The organism is Anaerocolumna cellulosilytica, from assembly GCF_014218335.1.
In the GTDB taxonomy this organism is placed as follows: domain Bacteria; phylum Bacillota; class Clostridia; order Lachnospirales; family Lachnospiraceae; genus Anaerocolumna; species Anaerocolumna cellulosilytica.
On the sequence record NZ_AP023367.1, the window covers coordinates 3,777,501 to 3,794,894 of the forward strand.

Here is a 17,394-nt window from a genome sequence, read left to right on the forward strand (position 1 = left end):
GCATATTTCAGGTACATTTAATTCAGAACCTATTGATTCTCTACTAAGAGCATGAGCATTTAATTCTGCACCCATTGATTCTGCTAGTGATTTTGCGACTGTTAAACCTAATCCTGAACCACCTTGACTTCTAGATTGATCTTGCATATAAAACCTTTCAAATAAGTGAGGTATATCATTCTCTGTTAGTACCTTGGTATCATTGATAAATGAAATAGATATACCTTGCTTACTATTTTTCATTAATATATGAAGGTATGTGTACGCATATCTTCCTGCGTTTTGGAATAGATTATGAAATATTCGTTCTAATGCCGACTCCTCTCCTAATACCCAGATTGGATAATCAGGAATATCTACTTCTACCTGTAAATGAGTTCTTTCCAAAATTCGATACAGTCCTATAATGGATTCCCTTATAGTTTTTGTAATATCAACTTTGTTCAGAGGCAGTTTGTAGTCACCTGCATTTACTCGGGTAAAATCATAAAACTGTATCACCAAATTCTTCAAACTTTCAGCTTTATCTTCGATAATGTCTATTGTCTCAGAGCGTTCATTCTCATCTTTTATTGAATTATTCCAAGATTTTTTAATGAGTTTCAAATACCCTAGTATTACAGTTAAAGGTGTGCGCAAATCATGACTTATATTCTCTATTTGTCTTTCAAAATCTTTTTCTCTTTTTTCATATTTTTGCCGTTCCTTTCGTATCTCTTCTAAAGTGGTATTAAAAGCAGATAGTAATTTTCCTAAATGCCGATCCGGTATAGGTAGATGAAGCACCTGATTCTTTGTGAAGTCCTGTTGTATATTGGTTATTTCTTTTATAACATGCTTAAAAGCATAGAGGATTGAAAAATAGCGAAAAGAAAAATATCCTCCCGTGATAACTGCTGTAAAAATTAACACAATATACAACATCTAATAATTCCTCCCAGCTTTGTATTTTAATTTACAATTCTCTTTTTTTCAATAACACGATACCCGAAAAATTAAAAACAACAATTCCAATCATCCCAGCAATGATACTCCTCGTTTAGAGTAAAGAAGTAGGCAAAATAACTTTTATTTCGTTTATTATATCAAAAATTTCATATAGTTACATCTTGATTTTACAAATCTAAATCCATGCAAATGAAACAGCTGATTTACATAGCATAACAGTTGATAATACCCATTAACAGCACGCACATGTATCCCTATTACGCGTAAAAACGCCTGGAGTCAAGATTTAAGAAGCTTGACTCCAGGCGTTTTCTATATAATAGCCTATTCTAAATAATATAAGCGTACTGAGTAAGATAGGATGGTTTCAATACACTTTTATAACATAAGGCTGTCCTTGTTGGTTCCTTAATCACTTTTTTATTATACTCTTATCCTATTAAAATTGTATGCAGAAAATTAATGTCCCGTTTCTTATTTAAAGTATGTATCTAATGCAAAACTTATAATCAGCGCACGATTAATTTTCTTTAATACGTCTTGGTCCAGATGACATACTTTTTCTTTTAATCTTGATTTATCAATTGTCCTGACCTGCTCAAGCAAAATCACCGAATCCTTAATAATTCCATATTTGTCTGCATCTATTTCAACATGAGTCGGAAGTTTCGCTTTATTCATTTTAGAAGTTATTGCCGCACATATTACTGTAGGGCTATGCTTATTTCCTGTATCATTTTGTATTATCAAGACAGGGCGGACTCCTCCTTGTTCCGAACCAATAACAGGTCTTAAATCCGCATAGAAGATATCTCCACGTTTTATAATCACTTTTCTCACACTCCATTTTATGGCTTTAGTCTTATTATTTCCCATTTTTGACTTGTGTATTCCATAAAATGTTTTCTTTTCTGTGATTTGCTATATTTATTCCCTTATCTCCACTGCTTTACCGTTACGGTAATATATACGCGGTACTCTTTTTCCAACATTACATACGAATTCGTAGTTAAAGGAATAGGCTAAAGCTGCTAACTCTTCTACTGTTATGCGCTCGCCATTATCTTCACCAACCAAAGTTACAACGTCTCCCTGCTTAACCTCTTCAATGTTTGATGCATCTACCATAAACTGATCCATACATACTCTTCCAATTATAGGTGCTGCCTTTCCGTGTATTAAAACCCGCCCTTTGGAAGATAATTGTCTTGGGTATCCATCACCATAGCCCACAGGTATTGTTGCTATCTTAGTCTTTTTTTCAGTTACATATGTACTACCGTAACTAACTCCAATTCCTGCCTCAACTTCTTTTACATAGCTAACATGTGTTTTAATCTCCATTGCCGGCTCTAGTGGAATCCTTTTCTGTATTACCTCTTCGGAAGGATACATACCATAAGTGGCTATTCCGCTTCGTACCATGTCAAGATACGCTTCCGGTAAATCAATAATACCTGCACTATTAGCCATATGCTTTACCGGAATATAAATTCCTTCTTCTTCTAATTGCTTTATGAATGACAAAAATCTTTCCAATTGCCTTTTTGCAGAAGTCTTATCAGACGCATCAGCACATGCAAAGTGGGAAAAGATACCTTCGATTTCAATGCCTTCTAGCCGGGCAATTTTTTTGACTTCTTCAATACTATCTATACTATCATAAAAACCAATCCTAGACATTCCTGTATCGATTTTAATATGAATTTTGGCACATTTTTTTTCTCTCCTGGCTTCTATCGCTAATTCTTTTGCCGCGCAATACTGAAAAATAGTCTGCGTAATATCATACTCCACCAATTGCTTATACTGCTCCTTAGAAGTATGACCTAATACTAAAATAGGTTTATCAATGCCATTTTTCCTTAACTCTATTGCTTCCTCTATAATTGCAATGCCATATGCATCCGCTAATGGATAGAGTGTTCTGGCGATGGGAACAGCTCCGTGTCCATAGCCATCTGCTTTTATAATTACCATTAGTTTTGCACCAGCAGTAAGCATATTTTTAGTCTTTTCTATATTATGATAAATGGCATCTAAATTGATATTGGCAGTTACCCTAAAATATCTGCCTTCTACTTCGTTCTCTTCGCTTTCATGATTCTCTGCTGTCATATATTCCTCCGTTTAAACAGTCCTTGCAGTGCAGTCACACCTGCTAAGTTACTATTGTAACTGCTAAATATTATTTTTTTTACATTTTAAGTACCTTCGGAAGCATATCTATAACATCACTGGCTATCAAGGAATAATACCCTTTTTCTTCACTTGCCTTATCTCCTGCTAAGCCATGGACATACACTCCAAGTTCTGCCGCTTCCGTATACTCTGACCCTTGTGCAATGAAAGCTGCTATTATTCCAGTTAATGCATCTCCCATTCCGCCGGTAGCCATTCCATGGTTACCGGAGAGGTTAATATATCGCTTATTCTCACCTGCTACAATGGTATGTGTATCCTTTATTATAAACCGGATACGATTCTGCTCTGTACATACATCCGCAGCTTTTAAAAGATTGTTTTTTATCTCTTTTAGCGGGCATCCCAGTAAAACAGATAATTCTTTCAAATGAGGTGTCAGTATAGTCTTCGCAGGCAGAATACCCGAAAGATATTTTATTCTTTCTTTGACATCCATATAACCATTTTTACTTATATCCCCAGCCAATAAAGTGATTGCATCAGCGTCTATTATAAGTGGGACATTCACATTTTTTACTACTATCTCCAAAAGCCTTTGTGATAGCTCTGACAGTCCCAGTCCCGGGCCGATTACAACAACGCTGGCCCACTCCAATTCTCTTAAAAGCTCTAAAGTTATAGCCTCTTCCCATCTATTCTCATAAGTAACCACTAAAGCCTCCGGCAGCTGTGTCTGCAAAATAATTCTATTTTCCACTGCTGTCATAACCTTAACAAGGCCGGCACCAGAGCGATAAGCAGCTTTTGCTGAAAAATAACAGGCACCACTTACATTGACAGAACCGGCTATCACCAAAACCTTTCCATAGCTGCCTTTATTAGAATAGGCTGTTCTATTTGGTAATTTATCTAAATCAACGGCATCATAGGTGAATCTTTTCTTGCTTAGCAAATGATCTATATGACTAGAAAAACCAATATCAGCAATGTTTACTGCTCCGGTGTACTGCGGTCCGGGATATAGTAACTGTCCTGTCTTATAAAAACCAAAAGTAATTGTATAATCCGCTTTCACTGCTATGCCAAGAGGTTTACCGGTATCCGCCGACAAGCCTGAAGGAATATCAACAGCGAATACAGTATAATTCCCCTTATTAATATGTTCAATTACTTCACGCTGATTCTCTCTTACTTCTTTGTTCAGACCAATACCAAAAATCCCATCGATAATAATAGTATATTCATTCCAGTCTATATTGTTATCAATAGATATGCCTAAATTTTGGGCGATGCTCAATTGCTGGCGAAATAATTCAGTGCCTTTACTCAGATTGCCTGACAGCAGTATATCAATTTCATAACCTTGCATATATAAAATGCGAGCCGCTGCTATCCCATCAGCACCATTATTACCGATACCGCACACTGTTAGTATCTTATTCCTACTTTTACTAGGCGGACTAGTGTCAGATTCTATATATTTCTTAACGGTATTAGCAACTGCCAGAGCCGCACGTTCCATCAAAACAACCCCCGGAATACCGATTTTTTCTATGGTATATTTATCAATTGCTTTCATTTCAACTGAATCCACTATATTTTTCATCATAAACTCCCATCTGTGCGTTTAGAGCTGCTAACCTAAACCTATATTTACCGAAAGGTATTTTAATTCATGATATTAGGGGTGCCGCAAAATACCAATATGTTCTATTATGAAATATTGTATTTTGAGACACCCCCCATTATGTTCTATATGATATTTTTAAAGACATTTAGGTAGGCTTTATATTGGCAAGATTCATCTAATTAAATATTGCAGTTAATTATTTTTTCTTGATTGCTTCGTCTAGTTCCTGCATTAAACCTGCTCCCATTATATCATGCAGATAAGAATAAATAGCTGAATTTTTCATTTCCATATCTTGCTTTTCTAATAACCGCTCTTTTAATTCCTCACGAATACCTGATATCCAGCTCGCGATTTCTGATATCCGCTTGGAATTATTGTTTAATCTATTGTAACATACGGTTGCACTTTCAATAATCAGCTGTTCATTCAATGACTTTATCTGATAAGGAAGGTCAATTAACTCGTCTTCCGAGTTTTTCATCTTCTCGCTGATTTCTTTGATTAACTTTTGATTCCTGTCTAATTTTTTTGCTCTTTGCTTTCCGGCTGCATTCTCATTTACATCCATATTCGTTATAATTTCTTGCATTAGATTGGATTTAAGTTTCTTCATATCCTTCATGTCACCGGACAGCTTACCCTGCTGCTTTAACAAATCGTTAATTTTTGTCTCGAGTTCTTTAATATGAGCCGGCTTATCGTACTCCGGAAATAGCTCATGCCAGCGTTCATCTAAAGTAACAATGGGTATTTTTTTCCCTTTAAAAATTTTTTGAAAATCCACCTCAATATTTTTTTTCATTGGTTTACACTTCCTGTCGTGTGACCGTATACGGTCTCTCATATGGTTGATGTTTTGTCTACTCTTCTGTGTTACTTTCTTCCAGGGCTTTCAGATTATATGATAAGCGCATTAAACTCTCTGCCAAGTGTACATTTTCAACCATTACATCCTTGGGCAAATTCAAATCAATGGGCGCAAAATTCCAGATTGCCTTGATTCCTAGTTTTGCTAATTCTTTTGCTATTGCTGGTGCCTTTAACTTAGGAATCGTTAATGCTGCTATATGAATCGTATTATTTTTAACAAACTCTTCCAGTTCGTCTATCATATGAATTTCTGTCCCGCGAATAGATATACCTTCCAGTCTGGGATTCACATCAAAAATTCCTTTTATAATAAAGCCTCTTCGTTCAAAGTCAGTGTAATTGGCTAATGCCTGACCTAAATTACCGGCACCGATGATAATAACATTGTAACATTTATCCAACCCCAAAATTTTACCTATCTCTGTATATAAATATTCAACATTATAACCGTATCCCTGCTGTCCAAAACCACCGAAATTATTCAAATCCTGCCTTATCTGGGAGGCAGTAACTTTCATTCTTTCGCTTAATTCTTTTGAAGATATACGTACCACGTCATTTTCAAGTAATTCCCCCAAATATCTGTAGTACCTGGGCAATCTCTGTATTACTGCCAATGATATTTCTTTATCCTGCACGTTCATTCCTCCTTCACATGTGAAATAAATAGAATACCCCACTTTATTAAATTATTATATTTGATTGATATCAAAATATCAAGGGTCTGTTTCAAAATAACGTACAGTTGTTTACTTGACATTTTCTTAAGGTTACAATATGATTTTATAAGATAAGCAGCTTTTGAACTTAAACTGTTAAGCTGTGATTTGTAATAAAAAGACAGATATGTTTTTATCATATCTGTACAGAAGAAAGGTTTGGGAGATACAATGATTTTAGCATGTCAAAACATCAGTAAGAGCTTTGGAACTGATCAGATATTAAATGATATATCCTTTCATATAAATGAACGCGAAAAGGCTGCCATTATTGGTATTAATGGAGCAGGCAAATCTACCCTGTTTAAAATTATTATGGGTCAGTTGCAGGCTGATTCAGGAGAAGTCATCTTTGCCAAAGGAAGCAGTGTAGGTTATCTGGCACAGCATCAGGATTTGTCTACCGAAAATTCTATCTATGATGAAATAATGACCGTAAAAAAAGACGTTATAGAGCTTGACAATTCCATTCGTCGTCTAGAGGAAAACATGAAAACGGTTACCGGCAGAGAACTGGAGCAAATGCTTAGTACCTATACCCGTCTAACACATGAATTTGAACTTAAAAACGGTTATGCCTATAAAAGTGAGGTTGTGGGAATTCTAAAGGGTCTGGGATTTGTAGAGGCCGATTTTAACAAACCGGTTACAGCCCTATCCGGAGGACAAAAAACTAGAATTGCTCTTGGTAAACTTCTTCTTAGTACACCGGATTTAATTCTTCTTGACGAGCCTACAAACCATTTGGATATGGAATCCATCGCCTGGCTGGAGACCTATCTGCTTAACTATAACGGTGCAGTAGTTGTTATTGCCCATGACCGCTACTTCTTGGATAAAGTAGTTTCAAAGGTAGTAGAAATAGAAAATACGAAGGCAATCTGCTTTGAAGGTAATTACTCTGCCTTTGCAGAAAAAAAGGCTCAGCAAAGAGACGCCATGTTAAAGCATTATTTAAATCAGCAAAAAGAAATTAAACGTCAGGAAGAGGTTATTACTAAGCTGCGTTCCTTTAATAGAGAGAAATCCATAAAACGCGCGGAAAGCCGTGAAAAAATGCTGGATAAAATTGAGCGTGTAGACAAACCGGTTATGGAACAGTCTCACATGTCGATTCGCTTAGAGCCGCATATTATCAGCGGCAACGATGTTCTTACTATTAAAGATTTATCGAAGTCCTATGACGCTTTGAAGTTATTCGACCATCTGAACTTTGAGATTAAGCGAGGTGAACGTGTTTCCATTATTGGTAATAACGGTACTGGTAAAACCACTATTTTAAAAATCATCAATCAACTCGTTTCTTATGATAGTGGTGAAATTAAATTAGGTGCGAAAGTAAAAATCGGTTACTATGATCAGGAGCACCAGGTTTTAAGTTCAGAGAAGACTCTATTTGATGAGCTGCAAGATACCTATCCACACATGGATAACACAAAAATACGTAATATCCTAGCTGCTTTTTTATTCACAAATGATGATGTATTTAAGCGGATTAAAGATATCAGTGGTGGTGAGAGAGGTCGTGTTTCTCTTGCGAAATTAATGCTTTCTGAAGCCAACTTTCTGATACTGGATGAGCCCACCAACCATTTAGATATTACTTCTAAGGAAATCCTTGAGAATGCCCTTGTAAATTATACCGGTACTGTATTATATGTATCCCATGACCGTTACTTTATTAATAAAACTGCCACAAGAATTTTAGACTTAACCAATAAAAATCTCATTAATTATATAGGCAATTATGATTATTACCTGGAAAAGAAACCTGTTATGGAAATGACCGCTTCATCTGCACACCATAACACTTCTTTTAAAGCAGAGGCGAGTACTTCCGAATCCAATCTGACCGAAACAAAGATGGATTGGAAGCTGCAAAAAGAAGAACAAGCAAAACTACGTAAAAAACAGAATGAATTGAAAAGAACAGAAGAAGAAATTCAAAAATTAGAAACCAGGAATGAAGAAATTGATACTCTTTTGGTACAAGAAGATGTCTTTACCAATGTTTCAAAATTATTGGAACTCAATAAAGAAAAAAAGACCATTGAAGAACGCTTAGAGGAATTATTGCTCCTCTGGGAAGAACTCGCTGATGCGTAAACAACGACTATAATTGATAGTAAAAAGAGGATGTCCTGTATGGTGTTATTCATTGTCCAGGCATCCTCTTTTTCTTCTATTTACGATTTGTTAGTTGTTACAAGCCTCTTTCGCTAATGTTCTTAATTGTATTCATAATATGTTCATGAGCCAGATTTTCTGCTCTTTCTCCGTCTCTTTGACGAATTGCATCTAATATGGCTGTATGCTCTTTGTTAGAGTTTGCCGCCCTAAGATCTGATGCTAGAGTAATTTTTCTGATTCTCTGCACATAGTGATGAAAATCTGATAATACATGATTTAGTATTTTACTGCTGGAGGCTTCATATATTAACTGATGAAATTTGTTATCTAATTCTACGATTTGTTCGTGGTGCTCTTTCTTTGCATGAAATTCAGATAAGTATACGACTTCTTCTAATTCGTCAATCTGTTCCTGGGTAATATGTTCACAAGCCCATCTTGCACACAGCCCTTCCAGATAAGAACGGATTATATATATATCGTGAATATCCTTTTCTGAGATTCCGTTCACATACGCCCCTTTATTGGGTATTATGTTAACCAATCCTTCTAATTCCAACTGTCGCAGTGCTTCTCTGACCGGAGTTCGGCTTACTCCCAACTCTGCTCCAATTGTGGTTTCTTTCAGTTCTTCATTCTGGCTATAAACACCGGACAAAATATCTTCACGGATTTTTTTAAAAACACGTCCACGAAGAGAATATTTGTCGGTAACTTCCTTATGAACATCTTTATCGTTCACAAAATGCCCTCCTATAGTTTCTCAATGGTCTCCATCAAATAGTCTGCGAATTCAGCACTGGTTGCACCGGTATTCCTTCCGGTAATTACTAATTTTCTTTCTGTTACTGTACAGATATCCAGTGCCTTATATAATTGGTCTGCTTCTGCGGTATATCCAATATGAGCTAACAGCATAGCACCAGCACGAATAACACTGCAAGGGTCTGCATAAATGTCTCTTCCTTCATCCACCATTCTAGGTGCTGAACCGTGAATTGCTTCAAACATAGAATATCTCTTACCAATATTCGCACTGCCTGCTGTTCCTACACCACCTTGGAATTCTGCTGCTTCATCTGTAAGAATGTCTCCATATAGATTCGGTAATACCAGTACCTGGAATTCTTTTCTTCGTTTTTCATCCACCAGTTTTGCAGTCATAATATCAATGTACCAGTCATCTGCTGTAATGTCCGGGTATTCTTTTGCAATTTCATTGAATATCTCTAAGAACTTACCGTCTGTTGTCTTAATAATATTTGCCTTTGTTACTGCTGTAACCCTTGTCTTATTATTTGCTTTTGCATATTCAAAAGCCGCGCGGATAATTCTTTCGGTTCCCTGGGTAGTTACTACTGTAAAGTCAACCCCTAAATCAGAAGTTACATGAAACCCCTTGCTGCCTACTGCATATGCTCCTTCTGTATTCTCACGGTAAAACGTCCAATCAATACCCTGTTCCGGTATCCTGACAGGTCTTACATTCGCAAATAAGTCCAGTTCTTTACGCATAGCAACATTGGCACTTTCCACATTAGGCCAAGGGTCACCTTTTCTTGGAGTTGTAGTTGGCCCTTTTAAGATTACATGACATTCTTTTAGTTCCTTTAAAACTTCCGCCGGAATTGCTGCCTGTTCCGCTGCCCTGCGCTCAATGGTAAGACCCTCAATATTCTTAAATTCTACCTTGCCGGATTCAACATCCTTTTTCAGCAGATACTTCAGAACACGACTGGCCTGGGATGTAATGGCCGGTCCGATTCCATCACCGCCGCAAACACCTATAATAAGTTTGTCTAAATCTTTATAGTTTAGAAAATCACCCTGCTGCTTCATGACTTCTACTCGTTTTAACTGTTCCTCAAGTAATTTGCCAAATTGATCTTTTGCTGCTTGAATAAAATCTGTCATCATTATCCTCCATTTATTTTTTAATAGTGAAATTTTATATTACCGTGTCTTCTTTTGATAACCCAGCTTTAACCTTATCAATTACTGCTATTAATTCATCGTCAGTGATAACAGTTACTCGTCCGCTTTCATATTCTTCATCCACCCATTCTTTTATCTTAATAACCACGGGGTCATTCTTGTCTACGGCATTGGCACCCTTTAATTTGAAATATGTATTTATCCAATGGGCGATACCTGCCAGACCAGAAGTATTGGACACAGAAACTAAAACTGGCCTGTTTAAAAATTTCTCTGTATCAAATATATTATAAATCTCTTCATTTTTCAATAGCCCATCCGCATGTATTCCTGCACGGGTTACATTAAAGTTCTTACCTACAAAGGGCGTGCGGGGTGGAATTTTATACCCTATTTCCTTGGTAAAGTATTCTGCAAGCTCTGTAATCACTGTTGTATCCATCCCATCCAGTGTCCCTTTTAGCTGGGCATATTCAAATACCATTGCCTCAAGAGGAGTATTACCAGTTCTCTCTCCAATACCGAATAAAGAACAGTTTACACCGCAGGCACCATAAAGCCAGGCAGTAGTGGAATTAGTGACCGCCTTATAGAAATCATTGTGTCCATGCCACTCAATTAGTGCAGAAGGTACGCCACCGTGGGTTAACAGCCCGTATATAATACCTTGTACGGATCTTGGAATAACCGCACCTGAGAAATTAACTCCATACCCCATGGTGTCACAGGCTCTTATCTTAACAGGAATTCTATATTCCTCACCTAGTTTCATTAATTCCATGCAAAATGGAATGACAAAGCCATGGATATCGGAGCGGGTTATGTCCTCAAAATGGCAGCGGGGAGCTATGCCGGTTTCCAGACATTCTCTTACAACACTTAAATAGTGATTTAAGGCTTCTCTTCTTGTCATCTTCATTTTATAAAAGATATGGTAGTCAGAACAACTGACCAAAATACCGGTTTCCTTCATACCAATTTCTTTTACCAATTCAAAATCTTTTTTGCTGGCGCGTATCCAAGAGGTTACCTCAGGAAATTCATAACCTCTTTCCATACACTTATACACAGCATCTCTGTCTTTCTTGCTGTATAAAAAGAATTCGCTTTGCCTGATAATACCTTTTGGTCCTCCCAGGCGATGCAGATAATCATAAATAGTTACAATTTGATCTGTTGTGTAAGGAGCCCTGGATTGCTGCCCATCACGGAATGTAGTGTCTGTAATCCATATCTCTTCTGGAAAATTATGAGGTACAATTCTATCATTAAATGCAATCTTTGGCACCTCATCATAGGGAAATAAATTCCGAAATACATTCGGGTGTGATACATCAACCAGAGGGTATAAATGCTCTTCTAACTGAAGCAGATTATTCTGGCGATTCATAAATACTTTCCTGTTTTCCATAATTAGCTTCTCCTTACCCAATTTTTTTACATATGTAGGCGTATAGGAATTATCCCGTTATCCTGTTTCTATGTATTTTTATCTTCATACTGTTTCATTGTATACAATTATACGGATATTGTCAAGAAAAAGTTTTGTGATGTAATTGGATAATTAGTTATCACGTTAATCTGTTAAATTAATAATGTATATGTTTATAGGTTTGTCTTTATTTTTCAAAGGATGTACTTTCCTTTTTTGATTACTTATTATATAATGAATGAATAACAGGCATTCTTCAATCTTTAGCTCCCATCTGCGACCTTTAGTCGCGTACAAATCAAGGGGTTGAATGTCTTTAATTCAACCTTATGCACACCATATAGGATTTTCTCCTATACCATAAAAAGAAATTTAGGCTGCTTACGATTGTGTACCTGAAAGCAGCCTATATATGATTAAAAATATACTAATTTAAAAGCGAGGTTTTGATTATGTCAAAAAAGAAACTTGTAGTTGCTTTAGGAAGAAATTCTTTTGGAGATACTTTTCCTGAGCAGCAAAAAGCAGTAAAAATAGCAGCAAAGTCCATTGCCGATTTAATAGAGGCTGATTATGAAGTAGTTATTACTCACAGCAATGGACCTCAGGTTGGAATGTTTCATACAGCCATGACAGAATTCAGCCGTCTTGATTCTAAGTATACCGTAGCACCTATGTCCGTATGCAGTGCTCTAAGCCAGGGATATATAGGGTATGATTTGCAGAACATTCTTCGCACGGAACTGCTAAACCGTGGGATATTTAAACCTGTATCAACCATTATTACCCAGGTTAAGGTTGATCCCTTTGATAAGGCTTTTAGCAATCCTACAAAAATAATTGGCAGATATATGTCCGAAGAAGAAGCTGATTTGGAAAAGAAAAAAGGGAATTATGTTGTCTTTGAAGAAGGTAAAGGCTACCGCCGTATTATTGCATCACCTAAACCAAAGGAAATCTATGAAATTGATGCCATTCAGGCTCTTATTGCAGCAAATCAGATTGTTATTGCAGCCGGTGGCGGCGGTATTCCTGTTCTGGAACAAGGAACAATCTTAAAAGGTGCCAGTGCCGTTATTGAAAAGGATGACACCAGTGAATTGTTAGCAGAGCTTGTTGATGCAGAGGTTTTGTTGTTCTTAACGGGAGTAGAAAAAGTTTCTTTAAACTATGGCAAAGAAGAGGAACAGCCACTTGACACTCTAAATTCCAAAGAGGTTCAGGATTTATTAGAAACAGGGGTTTTTGAAGCTGGTTCCATTCTACCAAAAGTAGAAGCCTCCCTCAAATTTGTAACATCAACCTTAAATAACAGTACAACTGACAGAAGAGCTATTATTACACATGTGGATCAAGCTCTTAACGCAGTTCATGGTAAGACCGGCACACATATAATAAAATAATCAGTAAAACCCGAAGAAGACACTTGCTTAATCTGTCTTCTTCGGGTTTTCTTATTTGTCAACGAATACAAATCTAATTAAATACTACCTAAGATTATTATGTCCTGATATACAAATATCAAAATCTAGTTCTTGATATTATTTATTGTATTATTGTAAATATCTTTCTCACAATAAATAAACTTCCCTATTTTTTATTTTTTTAATTCGCATTACATCATGTTTCCTTATACTGCATAGTTGCTTAAATCTTCCTGGAAGTTTTTAATCATAGAATCAAATACTGTTATCTGGTGGGTTAATTCCTTTATCTGTTCTACGTATACTGTTACATTAGAATTTGCTTCCTCTGTCATGGCTGAATTTTCCTCTGCGATAGAGGCTAAATTCTGAATTCCGTCAAAAAGTTCAGAAATATTGTCTGCTTCAAGCTTTAAGTCCTGTGAATTTTGAATCATCAAGTCAGATACCACCTTAAGTCTCTGATTCATCTGATTAGAACTATTAACTGCCTCGCTTAGTTTTGTATTTTCATTTTCAAGTACATTATACTGTACATCAATACCTTCCACTACTTCGTTAATACTGCCGACAAAACCGGTGAGACTTTCATTAATCTGACTTACCGCCTGATTGGTTTCTTCTGAAAGCTTTCTTACCTCTTCTGCTACTACCGTAAAACCTTTTCCGGCTTCGCCTGCTCTGGCTGCTTCTATGGAAGCATTTAACGCTAATAAATTAATCTGCTTTGCAATGGACGCTACAATTAATACAATTTGTGTAATATCATCAGCGTTGTTCTTAAGTTCATTGCTGCTGTGACGGATTTCATTAAATCGATGCAACACATCCGTAATCTGGCCAGCCGTTGCCTGCACATTCTGAAAGCTGTCTTCAATACCAATAACCGCTTCCTCAATCTGGCTTTTATTCTTCTGTCCATCGTTTGAAATACTAGTAACATTTTGGATACTACTGTCTAATACCGTAATTGCCTTACCTGTATCTTCTGCCTGGGTTATAGCCGCTTCAGCCACCTGATCAAGGACATTGGTAATATCATTAGATGTACTTTGCATCGTATGAGCAATGTCTGATACAGAATGATTAAAGATATACATTTCATCTACTATCGCATTAAAACCAATAAAATCTTTTTGAACATTCTTCTTGATTTTGTTAATTTCATCCATGAGGTCTTCGTATTCATCTTTTGATTTCAATACAACGGACTCCACAAAGTTACGCTTTTCTAACTTTTCCAATTCCATCATAATCAGCTGTTTGGGACGATGTATCAACACAGAGGAAGCTAAGGAAATCAAAAAAGCTCCACCTGTCAATACTAAGGTTTTCATTAAACCAAGAGATAGCAAGAAAGATAGTATTGCAAGCATAACCGTATTAACTACTGCTGTTTTCATTGCAGTAGTCTTAATAAAACCAAGCGATAACAGCTGATTCAGCCTATACTTCTTCGTAAATTGTATTTCTTTTTCAAAGGTCAGCTTTAACTGGGTTTCTCCTTCCTGTTTGCTTAAAACTTCCACTTGAATCTCTTCTTTAAAATACCTGGCTACTCCGCTGATTAAACCTGTAAGATAGTCAATCATGCCTCTTTGGGAGCGGTATGTAAAAATAATATCATGGGACGAAATCGGAGTTACATCTAAGAGCGGAGGCTTGGCTCCCTGAAAACGTTTCATAACAATAATGTGAACATCATTCATAGACTTTAAAAACTGATATGCTGTCTCATGGCGGAAAAATCCCGGATAGTTGTTACTGAACGTTTTTATATTTTCTTCCCCCATAACATTCCATATGTCTTTGTGACTTTTTCCAACTGCTTCTCCTATTTTATTGATTACACCGCAAGCTACGGAATCTTCTACATCTTCCAGGGGGGTGAATATGTGGTCACCAGATACTCCGAATGACTCTAGGGCATTCGTCACAACAGAAACGCCAAATAATCTCCTGCAAGATTCCACCCAAGTTGATACTACTGTTCCTTTCATAGAATTATCTCCTTATGTTTATTGTAATCGAAACTGAGATTTATAAATTAGCCAGTCATGCTGTTTTCTAAGTTGCGATTGTATTACTCCTATTAGATCACTTCCACTTACAGATGTGACCTTTTTCTCCCTTATTATAAATCAAACGCGTTTTAATTACAAGATATGCTAAATTTTATTTCCTTGTCCAAAATGAATACTCATTATTATTTTCTTTAAATGTGTGTATCAGAAATAAAAGTGAGGCATACTATAACTATTATGATTAAGGATGGTGTCAATTTTGTGTGGAATCGCAGGTTTTTGCAGCTTTAAAGAAAACTACACGGCCGAATCACCGAAATGGAATGAAGTACTTCATAGGATGCGGGAACGTATTAACCACAGAGGACCGGATGAACATGGTCAGTACTTAGCAGAACATATCGGTTTTGCCCATGCCAGACTTTCTATCATAGACTTAGCCAATGGTAAACAGCCTATGACCAGAAAAATCGGCAATAAAACATATACAATAATATACAATGGAGAATTGTATAATACAGCCGAATTAAGAAATGATTTAGAATTAAGAGGCTGGAAATTTAAAACCACCAGCGATACAGAAGTTATACTGGTAGGCCTGATTGAATACGGCGATGCATTTATCAAGGAATTAAACGGCATCTTTGCTTTTGCTTTCTGGGATGCATACCATGAAACCTTAAGTATTGTAAGGGACCGTTTGGGTATTAAGCCATTATTTTATTCTTATAAAAACGGCACTTTAATCTTTGGTTCCGAATTAAAGGTTCTCTTTGAATTCCCCGGCTTCTCTCCAGTCATTGACCGCCAGGGTCTTTGTGAAATATTTGGAATTGGACCGGCTAAGACTTATGGAAGCGGTGTCTTTAAGGATTGTCACGAAGTACTGCCAGGTTATTATAATGTTATCACCAGAGACAGCTTAAAAGAATATCAGTATTGGAAGCTTGAAAGCCGCCAGCACACGGATACCTATGAAGAGACCATTGAAAAAACTGCCTTTTTGGTCACTGACTCCATTAAAAGGCAAATGATATCGGATATTCCTATTTGCACCTTTCTATCCGGCGGCTTAGACAGCAGCATCGTTACCGCAGTCTGTGCCACAGAACTTGCAAAACTGGGGGAACAGCTTAATACCTTTTCCTTTGACTTTGACGGCAACGATAAATACTTTCAGGCTAACTCCTTTCAACCCTCTAGAGACCGGCCTTATGTAGATATGATGGTATCTCACTTTAAGACCAATCATACCTATCTGGAATGTGATAATTTGAAGCTTGCCGATGCACTCTATAAAGCGGTTGATGCAAAAGACCTGCCTGGTATGGCTGATGTAGATTCCTCCTTGTTATATTTTTGTTCAGAAGTTAAAAAGTATAATAAGGTAACTTTAACCGGGGAATGTGCCGATGAAATCTTCGGTGGTTATCCCTGGTTTCATAGCAAGGAAGCTTTTGAGTCACACACCTTCCCCTGGTCTAAGAATACGGAACCTAGAAAGCAATTGCTTAAGGATTCCCTTATTAAAAATCTGGATTTGGACTCTTACATCCTTAAGACTTATGAAAAATCAGTAAGTGAAACACCAAAGATTGCTATTGAAGATGATGTAACCTCCAGAAGAAGAGAAATATCCTATCTGAATATAAAATGGTTCATGGTTACACTTCTTGACAGAATGGACAGAACGAGCATGTATTCAGGTCTGGAAGCCAGAGTGCCTTTGGCTGACCACAGAATACTAGAGTATGTATGGAATGTTCCCTGGGATATTAAGTGTAAGGATGGTGTTGTAAAACACCTTTTAAGGGAATCATCAAAAGGACTTCTGCCGGATGAAGTTTTATACCGTAAAAAAAGTCCTTACCCAAAAACCTATAATCCGCTGTATGAAAAATTGCTGGCAAACCGTCTTTTAGATGTGTTATCAGACAATTCATCTCCAATTAATGCACTGGTTGATAAAGATAAGGTACAGTACTTTATTAATACTCCGTCGGATTACGGAAAGCCTTGGTTTGGTCAGCTTATGGCAGGTCCCCAGATGCTTGCTTATATGCTGCAGGTAAATTATTGGCTGAGTAAATACAAGATTGATATTGTTATATAGTTTTATTTTCATAAATGGTTT

General features: G+C 36.8%; 13 protein-coding genes (1 of these 13 cut by a window edge). 3 read left to right on the forward strand and 10 right to left on the reverse strand.

From position 1 onward, the window contains the following. The 6 genes from acsn021_RS15595 to acsn021_RS15620 all read right to left on the reverse strand — a co-directional run. A protein-coding gene (locus acsn021_RS15595) for a sensor histidine kinase (RefSeq protein ID WP_184095665.1) crosses the window boundary here: on the reverse strand, nt 1-924 show its 5' portion. The gene continues 33 nt to the left of window position 1, outside the view; the window shows 924 of its 957 coding nt (coding positions 1-924); its start codon is at nt 922-924; its stop codon lies off the left edge, out of view. Between the two features lie 498 nt (nt 925-1,422). Beyond that, nucleotides 1,423-1,824: a type II toxin-antitoxin system PemK/MazF family toxin gene (locus acsn021_RS15600; RefSeq protein WP_207725198.1), complete on the reverse strand. Its 402-nt coding sequence runs from the start codon at nt 1,822-1,824 to the stop codon at nt 1,423-1,425. 51 nt (nt 1,825-1,875) lie between these two features. After that, a complete protein-coding gene (gene alr, locus acsn021_RS15605; protein ID WP_184095662.1) occupies nt 1,876-3,066 on the reverse strand; it encodes an alanine racemase in 1,191 nt (396 codons plus the stop codon). A 79-nt stretch (nt 3,067-3,145) separates the two neighbouring features. Further along, entirely contained in the window at nt 3,146-4,699 is a 1,554-nt protein-coding gene (locus tag acsn021_RS15610; RefSeq protein ID WP_184095660.1) for an NAD(P)H-hydrate dehydratase, read from the reverse strand. A 220-nt stretch (nt 4,700-4,919) separates the two neighbouring features. Then, nucleotides 4,920-5,528 carry a hypothetical protein gene (locus tag acsn021_RS15615; protein ID WP_184095658.1) on the reverse strand — a complete coding sequence of 203 codons (609 nt, stop codon included), beginning with the start codon at nt 5,526-5,528 and terminating at the stop codon, nt 4,920-4,922. Between the two features lie 58 nt (nt 5,529-5,586). Beyond that, nucleotides 5,587-6,234, reverse strand: a complete 648-nt coding sequence (locus acsn021_RS15620) for a redox-sensing transcriptional repressor Rex (protein WP_184095656.1) — start codon at nt 6,232-6,234, stop codon at nt 5,587-5,589. 252 nt (nt 6,235-6,486) lie between these two features. Here acsn021_RS15620 and acsn021_RS15625 point away from each other — a divergent pair, with 252 nt between their 5' ends. Next, nucleotides 6,487-8,421: an ABC-F family ATP-binding cassette domain-containing protein gene (locus tag acsn021_RS15625; RefSeq protein ID WP_184095654.1), complete on the forward strand. Its 1,935-nt coding sequence runs from the start codon at nt 6,487-6,489 to the stop codon at nt 8,419-8,421. Nucleotides 8,422-8,518: 97 nt separating this feature from the next. Here the strand turns inward: acsn021_RS15625 and acsn021_RS15630 are convergent, their stop codons facing one another. Genes acsn021_RS15630 through acsn021_RS15640 form a run of 3 tightly spaced genes read right to left on the reverse strand, consistent with a single transcriptional unit; the run spans nt 8,519 to nt 11,791 of the window. Then, nucleotides 8,519-9,187: a GntR family transcriptional regulator gene (locus acsn021_RS15630; RefSeq protein ID WP_184095652.1), complete on the reverse strand. Its 669-nt coding sequence runs from the start codon at nt 9,185-9,187 to the stop codon at nt 8,519-8,521. An 11-nt stretch (nt 9,188-9,198) separates the two neighbouring features. Then, nucleotides 9,199-10,359: an isocitrate/isopropylmalate dehydrogenase family protein gene (locus tag acsn021_RS15635; protein WP_184095650.1), complete on the reverse strand. Its 1,161-nt coding sequence runs from the start codon at nt 10,357-10,359 to the stop codon at nt 9,199-9,201. A gap of 34 nt (nt 10,360-10,393) precedes the next feature. Beyond that, on the reverse strand, nt 10,394-11,791 hold the full coding sequence (locus tag acsn021_RS15640; RefSeq protein WP_184095648.1) for a beta/alpha barrel domain-containing protein: 1,398 nt from the start codon (nt 11,789-11,791) through the stop codon (nt 10,394-10,396). Between the two features lie 473 nt (nt 11,792-12,264). On the opposite strand from acsn021_RS15640, the gene arcC reads away from it, so the two are divergent. Next, on the forward strand, nt 12,265-13,215 hold the full coding sequence (gene arcC, locus acsn021_RS15645; RefSeq protein ID WP_184095646.1) for a carbamate kinase: 951 nt from the start codon (nt 12,265-12,267) through the stop codon (nt 13,213-13,215). Nucleotides 13,216-13,442: 227 nt separating this feature from the next. On the opposite strand, the gene acsn021_RS15650 is transcribed toward arcC, so the two are convergent. Beyond that, a complete protein-coding gene (locus acsn021_RS15650) occupies nt 13,443-15,236 on the reverse strand; it encodes a methyl-accepting chemotaxis protein (RefSeq protein ID WP_184095644.1) in 1,794 nt (597 codons plus the stop codon). Between the two features lie 283 nt (nt 15,237-15,519). Between acsn021_RS15650 and asnB the strand changes: the two genes are divergently transcribed. Next, nucleotides 15,520-17,373 carry an asparagine synthase (glutamine-hydrolyzing) gene (gene asnB, locus acsn021_RS15655; RefSeq protein ID WP_184095642.1) on the forward strand — a complete coding sequence of 618 codons (1,854 nt, stop codon included), beginning with the start codon at nt 15,520-15,522 and terminating at the stop codon, nt 17,371-17,373. The last annotated feature ends 21 nt before the right edge of the window (nt 17,374-17,394 follow it).